The organism is Streptomyces millisiae, assembly GCF_031845425.1.
Classification (GTDB): Bacteria; Actinomycetota; Actinomycetes; order Streptomycetales; family Streptomycetaceae; genus Streptomyces; species Streptomyces millisiae.
The window spans coordinates 85959-98537 of record NZ_JAVREM010000010.1 but is presented as its reverse complement, the minus strand read 5'-3'; the positions used below and the strand labels follow the sequence as shown (position 1 = coordinate 98537).

Annotated in this window: 11 protein-coding genes; 6 read left to right on the top strand and 5 right to left on the bottom strand. The window is 71.5% G+C overall.

Features of this window, described 5'->3' with window-relative positions; all coding sequences use genetic code 11:
- Positions 1 to 66: 66 nt before the first annotated feature.
- The 6 genes from RNC47_RS11870 (at position 67) to RNC47_RS11845 (ending at position 4872) form a co-directional block, all read left to right on the top strand.
- Complete coding sequence (locus tag RNC47_RS11870) at positions 67 to 285, top strand: MbtH family protein (RefSeq protein WP_311598065.1); 219 nt, start codon at positions 67 to 69, stop codon at positions 283 to 285.
- Positions 278 to 1576, top strand: coding sequence for a Zn-dependent hydrolase (locus RNC47_RS11865; protein WP_311598063.1), 1299 nt, complete (start codon positions 278 to 280; stop codon positions 1574 to 1576). Before RNC47_RS11870 ends, RNC47_RS11865 begins: the two co-directional genes overlap by 8 nt.
- A gap of 62 nt (positions 1577 to 1638) precedes the next feature.
- A complete protein-coding gene (locus RNC47_RS11860; protein WP_311598061.1) occupies positions 1639 to 2247 on the top strand; it encodes an LOG family protein in 609 nt (202 codons plus the stop codon).
- A gap of 28 nt (positions 2248 to 2275) precedes the next feature.
- On the top strand, positions 2276 to 3505 hold the full coding sequence (locus RNC47_RS11855; RefSeq protein ID WP_311598059.1) for an MFS transporter: 1230 nt from the start codon (positions 2276 to 2278) through the stop codon (positions 3503 to 3505).
- Positions 3506 to 3523: 18 nt separating this feature from the next.
- Positions 3524 to 3823: a hypothetical protein gene (locus RNC47_RS11850; protein ID WP_311598058.1), complete on the top strand. Its 300-nt coding sequence runs from the start codon at positions 3524 to 3526 to the stop codon at positions 3821 to 3823.
- 14 nt (positions 3824 to 3837) lie between these two features.
- Positions 3838 to 4872 (top strand): thioesterase domain-containing protein, encoded by a 1035-nt coding sequence (locus RNC47_RS11845; RefSeq protein WP_311598057.1) that lies wholly within the window; start codon positions 3838 to 3840, stop codon positions 4870 to 4872.
- Between the two features lie 667 nt (positions 4873 to 5539).
- On the opposite strand, the gene RNC47_RS11840 is transcribed toward RNC47_RS11845, so the two are convergent.
- The 5 genes from RNC47_RS11840 to RNC47_RS11820 are packed head-to-tail and all read right to left on the bottom strand — an operon-like array spanning position 5540 to position 12375.
- Complete coding sequence (locus RNC47_RS11840; RefSeq protein WP_311598055.1) at positions 5540 to 6835, bottom strand: cellulase-like family protein; 1296 nt, start codon at positions 6833 to 6835, stop codon at positions 5540 to 5542.
- 29 nt (positions 6836 to 6864) lie between these two features.
- Entirely contained in the window at positions 6865 to 7755 is an 891-nt protein-coding gene (locus RNC47_RS11835; protein WP_311598053.1) for a carbohydrate ABC transporter permease, read from the bottom strand.
- Positions 7752 to 8693, bottom strand: coding sequence for a carbohydrate ABC transporter permease (locus tag RNC47_RS11830; protein WP_311598052.1), 942 nt, complete (start codon positions 8691 to 8693; stop codon positions 7752 to 7754). The genes RNC47_RS11835 and RNC47_RS11830 overlap by 4 nt, the downstream gene beginning before the upstream one ends.
- Positions 8693 to 10006 carry an ABC transporter substrate-binding protein gene (locus RNC47_RS11825; RefSeq protein ID WP_311598050.1) on the bottom strand — a complete coding sequence of 438 codons (1314 nt, stop codon included), beginning with the start codon at positions 10004 to 10006 and terminating at the stop codon, positions 8693 to 8695. Before RNC47_RS11825 ends, RNC47_RS11830 begins: the two co-directional genes overlap by 1 nt.
- On the bottom strand, positions 10003 to 12375 hold the full coding sequence (locus tag RNC47_RS11820; RefSeq protein WP_311598048.1) for a beta-galactosidase: 2373 nt from the start codon (positions 12373 to 12375) through the stop codon (positions 10003 to 10005). Before RNC47_RS11820 ends, RNC47_RS11825 begins: the two co-directional genes overlap by 4 nt.
- Between the last annotated feature and the right edge of the window lie 204 nt (positions 12376 to 12579).

The window sequence follows — 12579 nt, the reverse complement described above, 5'->3', positions numbered from 1 at the left end:
CCAGCGCCCACCCGGGGCCCGGAGCCAAGTCCGTGTCCGCCGACCTCACCACCAAGGAGAAGCTCGATGTCCAACCCCTTCGACAACGCCGACGGGACCTTCCTGGTGCTCGTCAACGCCGAGGGCCAGCACTCCCTGTGGCCCGCCACCATCGAGGTACCGGCCGGCTGGAGCGCTGTCCTGGACGCGACCGACCGCGCCACGGCCCTGGAGTACGTCGAGACCCACTGGACGGACATGCGACCCAAGAGCCTGATCGCGGCCATGGAGGGCTCGGATGACTGACCCCACCCCGCCGGTCACGCTCACCAGGGCCCGAACGCCACGGAGCACGGCGGCGGCCTCGGTCGCGGTCAACGGGCCCCGGCTGCTTGACCGGATCCGCAGGTTCGCCGCCATCGGCCGCGACGACCAGGGCGGGATCAACCGACCCGGCTTCGGTGAGGCGGACCGCGCCGCGCGCGCCCACCTGATCGAGGAGGCGCGGCAGGCGGGTCTGCTGGCGCGGACGGACGCCGCCGGGAACGTGCTCATCCGGCGACCCGACCACGACCACGATCTTCGCCCCCCACGTCTCCTCCTCGGCTCCCACCTCGACACCGTCCTCAACGGCGGCGAACTCGACGGCGCCTACGGCGTACTGGCCGCCCTCGAGGTCCTGCACAGCCTGCACGAGTCCGCCATACCCACCCGCTGCGACGTCACCGTCGTGTCCTTCGCCAACGAGGAGGGCGCGCTGTTCCCCCAGCCCTTCTGGGGCTCCATGGCGCTCGCCGGGCGACTGCACGCCCTGCCCGACGATCCCCGGGACTACCACGGACAGTCGCTCCGAGACGCCCTGCGGCTGGCCGGCGGCGACCTCTCCGACCTCCCCTCGGCCGGCTGGCCCCCGGGCTCGCTGGACGCGTACCTCGAACTCCACATCGAGCAGGGTCCCGTGCTGGAGCGGCTGGGAAAGCCGATCGGCGTGGTGGACTCCGTCACCGGTCGTACCCAACTCGCGGTCGAGATCTCGGGCTCCGCGGGGCACGCCGGCACCACCCCCATGGCGGGCCGCCGCGATCCGCTGGTCGGTGCCGCCCACGTGGTGCTGGCGGTGCGCCGCATGGCGGGCGAGGAGGAGCTGTGCCGGGTGGCGACCGTCGGGAGGCTGGAGCCGTCGCCGAACTCCTCCAACACGATCCCCGAGCGGGTGCGGCTCAGCGTCGACATCAGGGACAGCTCGGCGCGGCGACTGGCCGCAGCCGAGGAGGCGTTCCGCGAGACGCTGGCGGCACTGGCGCGGCGCGAGCGGTTGGACATCACGGTGCGCGACGCCATCCGCACCGCCCCCGTGCACACGGATCAGCGGCTGCGCCACGCCATCGCCTCGTCCGCCCGCGACCTGGGTCTGGGCTACGAGACGTTGCCCAGCGGCGCGGGCCACGACGCCCAGGTGGTCGCGGACATCGCTCCCATCGGGATGATCTTCGTTCCCAGCATCGGCGGCGTGAGCCACGTTCCCTCCGAACGCACGACACCCGAGGACCTGATCGCCGGCGCCGACGTGTTGCTCCACACCGTCCTTCGGCTGTGAGCCGCCACCGCCCACCGCACCCACCCCCCACCCGTTCCGCCACGCACTCCCAGGAGACCGCCATGCCCCCTGCCCAGCCGCACCACTCGTCCGTCATCGCCGTCTTCTGTGGCGCCCGCCCGGGCGCCATGCCCGAACACACGGGCCTGGCACGGAATTTCGGCGCCGCCCTGGGCCGTCGTGGCCTGGGCATGGTCTACGGCGCCGGTGGCGTCGGGGTGATGGGCGCGGCGGCCGAGGCCGCGCTCGCCAACGGCGCCGCCGTGACCGGTGTCATCCCGCAGGACCTCCACGAGCGGGAGCGTGCGCAGCAGGCCCCGGGGGAGATCTTCGTCGTCCGCTCCATGCACCAGCGCAAGGCGCTCATGTACCGGCTGTCCGGCTCCTTCGCGGTACTGCCGGGTGGCCTGGGAACCATGGACGAGCTGATGGAGGTGGCCACCTGGAACCAGCTCGGCGTGCACGAGAAGCCGGTGGTCCTGCTCAACGCCAGTGGCTACTTCACCCCGCTGCTGGCCTTCTTCGACCACATGGTGGCGGAGGGCTTCCTCTCCGCCGACGAGCGCCGCCTGGTGCACGCGGTGAGTGACGTCGAGGAGGCCCTTGACCTGCTCGCCCCGGACAGTCGCGCCCTCGACGCGGCGCAGCCCCTGGCGGGGTCCGCCCTGTGACGGCCCGGCGCGCACGGGGTGCCAGGGCATGAGGCTGCTGCGCGACGCACGGTTTCGGCGTCTCCTGATCGGTGAGACCGTCTCCAGCTTCGGGGACAGCGCCATGTACCTCTCGCTGGGCATCTGGGCCAAGGACCTCACCGGCTCCGACGCCGCCGCCGGGCTGGTCTTCCTCTTCCTCACCGTGCCGGGGCTCGGTGCCCCCCTGCTCGGGTACCTGGTGGACCGGGTCGACCGCAAGCCCCTGCTGCTATGGATGTACGGCGGGATGGGCCTGACGGTGCTCTCGCTGCTGGCCGTCCGCTCGACCGACCAGCTGTGGATCATCTATCTGGTCGCCTTCTGCTACGGCGTCCTCTTCTCCACCCCGGCGCGCGGCGCCCTGCTCAAGGACATGTTGCCGTCCGAGGACGCCGCCGACGCCCGCTCCCTGCTGATCGCCACCCGGGAGGGCGTACGCATCGTGTCGCCCGCCGTCGGCGCCGGCATCTACGTGGCCTGGGGCGGTGGCTTCCTCGCCGTGGTCGACACGTTGACGTTCGTGGTGGCCATGCTGCTGCTGGCCTCGATCCGGGTGACCGAGTCGCCACCCGGCGAGGCCGGGGAACCCTTCCGCACCCAGGTCGCCGCCGGGTTCCACCACGTGCGCCACGTGCCGCTGCTGTTGCGGCTGACGGCCGCCTTCACGGGCTTCATGCTTTTCGCCGGCCTGTTGGAGAGCGCGTCGTTCGCCGCCATCGACGAGGGACTCGGCCTGTCGGCCGCCTTCCTCGGAGTCTCCGCCTCGGTCCAGGGAGCCGGGTCCGTGCTCGGCGGCCTGGTGGCCGGCCCCCTGGTCAGGCGGTACGCGGAAGCGTGGATCAGCGGTGTGGGCTTCGCCGTGGTCGCCGTCGCCATGGCCCTGTGTTGCGTCCCCGACCCCGGGTTCTTCCTGGCAGGGGTCGCCCTCAACGGCGTCGGCATGCCCATGGTGCTCGTGGCGCTGGGTACCGCCACACACCTCTACGCCCCCTCCCGGCTCCAGGGCCGGGTGCAGTCCGTGGTCAACATGGCCGGCAACGGCTCCCAGACGCTCTCCATCGCCGCCGGCGCCGCGCTGGTCGGAGTCGTGGACTACCGGCTGCTGTACGCGGCCATCGTGCTGGCGGCCCTCAGCAGCGTCGGGGCGGTGCTGCTCCGCCCACCGCCACCTCCCGCCGTGGCCGCCTCCCTTGCCGACCAGCTCGCGGAACCGTCCACGCGAGCCAACTCCCGCTGACGAGATGAGGTGCCACCCATGTCCTTCGCGCACCTGCCACAGCCCCCGGCGTCCCCGGGGGAAGCGGCCCTGCTTCCTCTCCTGGCCGCCCTGGCCACCGAGGACCGCGGGAAACCGCTGGTCGAGGCACAGCTGGCCGTGCTGGAGGCCGCGCTCCTGCTGGCACGGGCGGCCGAGGCGGAGACCCGGCAGCCGCCGGCCGACTGTCTGGAACCGCTGACCGCGGCCCTCGGTTCGGTGCGGGCGGCCGTCCACGCCACCTCACACGCCCTCATCCGCACCCGCGACGGACTCCGTAGCCCTCATCCGTCCAGCTGAAAGCCGATACAGCGATGACAGCTCAGCTCCCCCCGCCCGTGCGGCAGGGACTCAGCCCCTCGGAACAACTCCTGTGCGAGATGTTCGCCGCCGTGCTCATGGTCGAGGGGGTCGGCCCCGACGACGACTTCTTCCAGTTGGGCGGCCACTCCATGCTCGCCGTGCGGTTGCAGCGCCGCCTGCGCCCCCTGGTCAGCGGGCGACTCGGCGTCCAGGACGTCCTCCGCCACCGCACCCCGCGCGCCCTCGCCGCCCGCCTGAGCCAGCAGGGCGAGGAGGACCGCACCGACCCGCTGCTCGCCCTCCGCTCCACCGGCGACGGCGTCCCACTCTTCTGCGTGCACCCGATCCTCGGCCTCAGCTGGAGCTACGCCGCGCTGCTGCCCCACCTCAGCGGGCACGAGCCCCTGTACGGCCTGCAGGCCACGGGCGACAGCGCCACGGCGCACCGCACGCTCGACGACCTGGCTGAGGAGTACGTGGAACGCCTCCGCCGCGTCCAGCCGGACGGCCCCTACCGACTGGTCGGCTGGTCGCTCGGTGGGCTGATCGCCCAGGCCATGGCCACCAACCTGCAACGGCGGAACGAGCGTGTCGCCCTGCTTGCCCTCATCGACGCCTACCCGGTCTCCGTCTTCACCGGCGACCGGGACGCGGGAGTGCTGGACTCCCTGCTCGACAGCGTCTCCCTGGTGAACCGGCGCGGCAGCGTCCTGGGGCGGGCCGGCGTCGCCGCCGCCCTGCACGAGGCGACGGGGCTGGCCGACGCCGACCGCCTGGTCGACGCGGCGCTCGCCAACGACCGCCTGGTCCGGGACCGCACCCCGCACGAGTTCCACGGCGACCTGCTCTTCTTCACCGCACTCGAGGGCCGCCCCGCTGGCCTGCACGCCGGCCTCTGGCAGCCCACGGTGACTGGGACCATCTCGGAACACCAAGTCCACGCCGCCCACCACGACATGTTGCGATCCCCTGCCGTGGGCGAAGTGGGTCGAGTCCTCGCACGGGCACTGGCCGACGGGACAGACCACCCCCCTCCCGGTCGATAGTCGCCGAACGCCCCGGCCCTCCGGACACCTTCACCACACACCCCACATCCCCGCCAGGTGCACGCCCCAGATGACGATCAAGGGAAAGGACACAGGCACCTTCGAGCGTGGGCCAGCACGGGAGATCCAGACGATCGGGGACGCCTGTCATGGCTCCAGATGCTGCCGTACGAACGCCGCGATCCGCTCAACCAGTCGTTCGCGGTCGGGAGGGGCGGTGGTCCCCGCGGCGCGGTGAGTGGGTCCGGAGTAGGCGAGTCGGAGTTCATCCCCCAGGTGTTCCCAGCGGTACCGGCTCGGCCTACCCAGGTTCGAACCCTGGCGCCGCCACAGCGCAGAGGCGGCCCTCTGACCAGCAAAACACCGGGTCTGGGGCGGGTCTCGCGCCTTTCCCGCCCCTGATCAGTGCGCGGCCGTACGATCCCACGGCGGACGCGTCGTTCACCGACCCGGTCACGGGTGCCTGCTACATCGCGCCGGGGGGAAGAGGGGTTCCACGCGATGGAGGTCAACGGGTTCCGCCACGCCCACGTCATCGTGCATCCAACCGGGATCACCGCGCGGATCGCCCCACGCCCGGGAAACATCCGTCGGCTGGCGGGCGCGGTGCCGTCCACCGCCGACGGAAGCGCGCGGACGCTTCCCACCGTGCGGTGTTGACGTGCGGTCACGGTCGCCCCGGTGACGCCTCGGCCGCGGCGAACACGGCGTTGCACTCGCGTTGGAGGGCGATGTCGCCCCACATCGGGTGGTGCGGGGCGGCGTTGGAGCACACGATCGTGCCCCAGGCCCCGACCCGCGCGCTGAGGCGGATGGCCTGCCGGCAGAACTCCGCGCCGACGGGCCCTTCCTCGAAGTCGCCGCTCAGCGGCGTGTAGCCGATCCATCCCTCGCCGAAGACCAGGGGGATCCCGCGTCCGGCGCAGAGATCGGCCGCCGCGGAGATCCAGGTCTCCAGGGTGCGGAGCATGGACACGCGGTGTTCGCCGTAGCGCTCGTACAGGAACCGGTCCCAGGCCTCGGCGTCGCACCAGTCGTGCACGTAGATCTCGGGCTTGCCGACGATCGTGGCCTTCAGTCGCCATTCCTCGCCCGCGGGCGGGCGCCACTGGTCGAACGTCGGGGCGCCCGGGCGCATCAGGTCGGCGCGGGCGCGCTCCTCGTCGAAGCCGCCGTCGGTCGAGCGCAGGCCGTACCCGACCACGAGTTCGTCGAGGACTCCGTAGACGTACGGGTGGAAGACGCCGACGTCGATGTTCTCGGGGATGCCGCGGAACGCGTCCAACGGGACCCGGGCGTAGTTGACGGTGACGGGAACGTCGGGTTGGCGTTCGTGGAAGCGGGCCAGGCCGCGTTCGAGGCGCTCCCGCAGCTCCACGACGGCCGGTTCGCCCCCTGGCAGGCCCTCGGTGAGGTACCCGCCCTGGACCTCGTTGTGCAGTTCGACGAACGCGATCACCTCGGCGAGCCCTTCGGCCGCGGCGAGTTCGCAGGCGTCGGCGAGGGCGTCGGCCAGTCGGACCGGGCGGTCCTCGGGGGCGACGGCCATGAGCGCGTCGAACCAACGCCGGTCGCCGGCGAAGGAGCTGCTCTGCTGGTACTCCCAGCTGGAGAGGATCATCACGACCCCGTGGCGCCTGGCGGCGCGCAGCAGCGCGAGCAGGTGGGCCCTGGGGTCGAGCCGGACGCGGTGGCGCACGTCGTACCAGCGGGTGCCCTGGCCGTACTCCCCGCCGAGTGGGCCGAACTCCATCTCTCCCGAGAGCCCCGAGCCGAAGACCAGGTACGGCATGGCGCAGATCCGGATGGTGTTGTAGCCGCGCTCGACGGCCTCGGTGAAGGCGCGGTCGAGGTCCTCGAAGGGCTCGCCGGGGCCGGTGCGGGTGTACCAGCTGAAGTCCCACAGGGTGATGGTGAGGCGGTCCGGCAGGTGTCGCGGGAGGGGCACGGGGGTGTAGGTCATCTTTTCCTGCTCCGGGTGGTGGAGGTTTCTCAGCCCTTGAGCGCGCCGGCGCTGAGGCCGTCGATGAGCTGTTTGCGCAGGGCGACGAAGACGAGGACCGAGGGGATCGCGGCCAGCATCGATCCGGCGAGGACGATGTCGTACTGGCGGCCCTCGGCGCCGAAGATCGCCTGCAGCCCGAGGGGCAGGGTGTAGAGGTCCGGGTCGCCGATGACGATGAGTGGCCACAGGAAGTTGTTGTAGGAGTTCAGGAAGCTCCACACCGCGAGCGCGGCGATCGCGGGGCGCAGCAGCGGCATGACGAGCCGCCAGAAGAGGCCCGCCTCGCCGACGCCGTCGATCCGGCCGGCGTCGAGGATCTCGTCGGGGACGGACTGCGCCACGAACTGGCGCATCATGAAGATCCCGAAGGCGGGCGCCACCCAGGGCACGATCAGCGCGAACCACGGGTCGGCCGTGCCGGTCCGCGCCAGGAACACGAACAGCGGGACCACGATGACCGCGAAGGGGATCGCGAGCGAGCTGAACATGAGGTTGAACAGGGCGCTCTGGAACCGGAACCGGTACTTGGCGAAGCCGTACCCGGCCATCGAGCACACCAGCACGGTGACGGTCGTGGAGACGAGCGCGATGAGCGTGGAGATCAGGAACCACTGCCAGAACGGGTGCGCGTCGAACAGCGACGTGTAGTTGTCGAGGGTCGGGTCGGGCGGGAGCAGGCTCGGCGGGTAGGCGAAGATGTCGCCGCGTTGCTTGAACGACGAGAACAGGGCCCACACCAGGGGGAACAGCCAGAACGCCGAGGCGAGGACGAGTCCGGCGTAGAGGGCGACGCGGCCGGGGCGGGGCGTGCGCGAACGGTTGGTCCCGCGCCGGTTCGGTACCGGTGTGGTGGGCGGGGCGGCGGCGGTCGTGGTCATCGGTTCTCTCCCGCTCCGAACACTCGGATCGCGATCCGCCCCAGGAGGAAGACCGCGACGAACATGACCACGCCGGCGGCCGAGGCGTAGCCGAGCTCCTGACGCTGGAAGGCGGCGCGGTAGATGAACTGGGCCACCGACATGGTGGACTCGCCGGGACCGCCCTGGGTCAGCAGGAAGGGCTCCTCGAAGATCTGCGCGGTGGACACCAGGACGGTGACGCCGATGAACGCGGTCACCGGGCGCAGCTGCGGGAGGGTGACGCTCCAGAAGCCGCGGATCGGGCCGGCGCCGTCGATCTGGGCGGCCTCGTGCAGCTCGTGGGAGACGTTCTGCAGGCCGGCGAGGAAGAACATGGTCAGGTAGCCGGTCCAGCGCCACAGCACCAGGATGATCACCACGACCTTCGCCCAGAACGGTGAGGTCAGCCATTCGACGCCGGGACTGCCGAGGGCGGCCTGGGTGAGGCCGTTGACGAGGCCGAACTGCTGGTCGAAGAACAGGCCGAAGACCAGCGCCACGACGATCGGGGACACCACCACCGGCAGGAAGAAGACGGTGCGGAAGAAGTCCCGGAACCTGAGCCCGCGGGCGTCGAGCGCCAGGGCGATCAGCAGCGACAGCGGCAGGACGACGCACATCGTGCCGACGGTGAACACGGCCGTGTTGGAGACGGCGGTGTAGAAGCTCGGGTCGTCGAACAGCCGGGCGTAGTTCTCGAACCCCACCCATTCCGGAGACCCGACGCCCGCCCAGCTGGTCATGGACAGGAAGGCGCCGATGGTGATCGGCACGACCATGAAGAGCAGGAACAGGACGTAGAACGGGGAGATGAAGAGGTAGGGCGCCCATGTCCGGGCGCGTGCGGCGCGTCGTCCGGCGGGGGGTGGAACCGCCGCCTGGGCGACTCTCGTGTCGGGGGTGTCGATCACGCTCATCAGGACCTCACCTGTCGGCGGTAGGAATCCGTGGCCTCTCGGATCACCTGAGCGGGGGTCAGGTCGCCGTCGTAGAGGCCCAGCAGCTGGGCGCCCATCGCCACCACCAGCGCCTCGTTGTTCTCCGACAGGAAGAACTCCGGCATGTCCTCGGCCGCTCGGGCGTACTCCCGGAAGGACCGCTGGCCGCCGAGGAACTCGTCGCGGTGGGAGGTGAACTCGGGCTCGGTGTAGAGCGAACGCAGGGTGGGCAGGAACCCGCCGGTCCGGAAGCGGAGCAGTTGGCCCTCGGGGGTGAGGTAGACCCTGCGCAGCAGGTCGAGCGCGGCCTCGCGTCCCGGGTTCACCGCGGAGACGGTGAAGCCCGTGCCGCCGAGGGCGGACGCGATGTGACCGCCGCCGCTGAAGCGCGGCAACGTCCGCAGCCGCCACTGCCCGGCCTGTTCGGGGGCGTTGGCCTCCAGGCCGTAGACCCGGTACCACGACGGCATGGCCACGGCGACGAGCAGCCCTGACTTGATGGCGGCGGCCGCCGCCGCGCCGTAGGGGTCCCCGACGACCATGAACGAGCCGTTGGCGACGCCGCGTTGGATGAGGTCCAGCGCCTCGACGGACTCGTCGGTGTCGATGGTGAGGTTGCCTTCGGCGTCGAACGGGCTGCCGCCACGCTGCACCAGCAACTGCAGATAGGTGTTGTACAGCGAGGTGTTGTCGCCATTGGAGACCATGCCGATCGACTTGCCGGTGGCCTGGTTGAGCCGGCCCCCGATGTCGAGCATCTCGTCCCAGGTTTCCGCGTCCGTCGGCAGCCCGGCCTGGGCGAACTCGTCGGGTCGGTAGTAGAGGACCGAGATCGACGTGTCGGAGTCCAGGCCGTACAGACGTCCGTTCAGGCTGTAGGGCCCGCGGCGCAGCAGGTCGTCGCCGAACGGCTCGGCGATCTCCGAGAGGTCCAGGAACAGGGACTCGGCGAGGTCGCCCTTCATCACCCGGGGGAACTCGGAGATGATGATGCCGAGCAGGTCGGGCGGGGCGCCGTCGGCCATGAACTGGGTGATGGTGCGGGTCAGCAGGTCGGAACCCGAGGCCGCGGTCACCTCGAGGGAGGGCGCGTAGGCCGAACCGCGCATGATGGTCCGGTCGCTCAGTGCGGCCTGGAACGTCGCGGTGTAGCTCGGATCGTGGGTCCACAGCCTGAGGCCGACCGAGCCGTCCGTCACCGGCTCGGCGGGGGTCGCGGTCGCGCACCCGGTGGCCAGCGCCCCCATCCCGCCCAGCACGGCGAGGAAGCGGCGTCTACTCAGCCCGCTCACGAGGCACCGATCCCGACGGTGGCGCGGTGGACGGGGACCAGCCGGGTTTCGTCGATCCGCAGGGTGACCTCGTCGGGGCGCAGGTGGTCGGGCACGTGGATCTTCGCGCTGGGGTCGAACGGGAGCAGCCGCAGGACCAGCTCGGCGCCGTCCGCCAGGGCCTTCCGGTGTCGGGTGAGGTCGATCTCCCAGGGGGATCCGTTCCAGTACTGGTCGGCTATCAGGACGCCGTCGAGCTCGGCGCGGGCCGCGTCCCCGACCCAGTCGAGCCGCAGCAGCAGTCGGTGGGCGCCGTTGAGGGCTTCGGGGTCGAACTCGACGCGGTGGGCGGCGGCGAGGGCGTAGTCGTCGGCGGTGGGCGCGGCGGCGCGCTTCAGCGGACCGCCGACGCGCTGCGGCGCCGGCCCCTTGGCGGCGGCGAGTTCGACGAGCCGGACCTCGGGCACGTCCGTGGGGGCGTCCACCTCGAAGCGGGCGAAGATCCCGCTCTCGCCGGTGGCGCGCAGGCCGAGCCGTGCGGTCGCCCGTGGGGCGAGGGTGCCGGTCGGTGCGGGATGGACGAGCAGGGTGCCGCCGGCGGGGCCGCTCTCGACGTGCAGCGACTGTCCGTCGGGCACGAGGTGGACGCCGTCGCCGACGAGCAGGCGGCGGGCTCCCCACAGCTCGCCGATCGTGGTGTGGCGGGCGGTGTGCTCGTCGAGGACCAGCAGCCGCAGCGCGTCCAGGCGGATCAGCGCGTCCGGTCCTGGGCGCGGCACCCGGATCCGGGTGCGGCCGGCCCCGAGGTCGTCCACGAGGACGCCGGGCCCCTCGACCGACGCGGGGTCGACGCCGGTGAGGACCAGCTCGACGGGGATGCCGGCGGTGCGGGTCAGCACGACCAGGTCGTCGTCGAGGACGGTGACGAGTTGGGCCGTTGCCGACTCCAGGGTCGCCGCGCCGGGCAGCGGCCAGCGGAAGGGCCAGGCGAAGTAGGCGCCGGAGGGTATGTCGACGGGGTCGACGGGCAGTTCGAGCGGTCCGTCGGGGCCGTCGAGCCGGAACCGGACGGCGTCGTGCGCCGCCAGGGTCTCCCCGGCGGGCTGGTGGGTGTTGACGAACAGCATCCCGGAGGTGCCGTCGGTGCGCACGGCCCAGCGCAGCGTCTCCCGGTCGTCGAGGTCCCTCGGCGCCTCGGCGGGTTCGACGAGTCCCATCGGGGCAAGGCGCTCGCCCGCCGCCGCGAGCAGGTGGTGCTGGAGGCGGAGCAGCTCGTAGCTGGGGCGGACCTGGCCGTACTCCCCGAGGGGCGCCTGGAAGTCGTAGCTGATGACCGGCAGGTCGTTGGGGTAGCCGGTGTCGATCGACTCCTGCATGGTGGTCGCGGCGTCGGTGACGTGGGAGCCGCCCTGGTACATGTAGTAGCCCTGCCAGGTCGATCCGGAGCCGATCTTGGTGAGCGCCAAGGCGGCCACGTCGTCCGGCGGGACGAGGGGGCGGCGGTGGTACGTCACCTGGATGCCGCCGCCGAGCTCGCAGGTCGCGTACGGGTAGCGGTCGAGTTCCGGGCCCTTGCCCGCGCTGGGCAGCGGGCGCAGGTCAGCGCCCACGGTGTGGTCGTCGCGCAGCGGGGTGAAGAAGAAGTGCCGCCTGTTGTGCCGGGCCCATCCCGGGTGGGCGTCGTCCCAGGGCGCCTCGGCGTAGCCCGCGTAGAGCGGCAGGAACTCGTCGGCGGGCAGCTCCGCGCCTCCCCAGGCCGTCGCGGTCCACAGCGGCGGGGTGATCCCGGCCTCCTGGGCCATCCGCTTGAGCGTGCGCAGGTGTTCGGGCTGGTCGTACAGCTCGTTCTCGATCTGGACGGCGACGATCGGCCCGCCCCGCGCGTGGTACAGCCCGTCGAGCTCGGCGCCGATCCGCGCGTAGTAGGGCCGGACGAGGTCGAGGTAGGCGGGGTCGTCGGTGCGGGTCCTGGTCCCCGAGTGCTGAACCCACTCCGGGAAGCCGCCGTAGCGGGCTTCGCCGTGCGACCACGGGCCGATCCGCACCACGGCGTCCAGGCCGCACGCGGCGGCGAGCTCGACGAACGCCCGGACGTCGCGGTCGCCGTCGAACCGGAACTCGCCCCGGCGCTCCTCGTGGTGGTGCCAGAACAGGTAGGTCGCGACGGTGTCGATCCCGCCGGCGCGCATGCTGAGCAGCTGCTCGCGCCAGCCGGCTCGGGGGTAGCGGGTGAAGTGCATCTCGCCCATGACCGGAAGCCAGGGGCGACCGCCGCGCGACAGACACGTGCTGGTGGCGACGATCCGATCCGGTTGCCCTTCGGGCTCGCCCATCCTGAGATGGCCGGCGAGCGGCTCCCTGGGTGGGCGCAGGGTCAACGTGAACACCATCGGTCTCCTTGCCTCGGCGCCGGGCCCTGGGTCGGGCCGTCCGGCAGGCCGGCGTCATCGATGGACGCAAGTTAAATCATAATTTCTGAATAGTGAACCCCCTTGTGGCAACCGGCGGCGCGTGGGGCGGAACGTGTGTGTGGAACGCGTACGCCTTGGCATCCAGCAATAATTAATATTTAATCTCGTCTGTCGTCGTCGCCA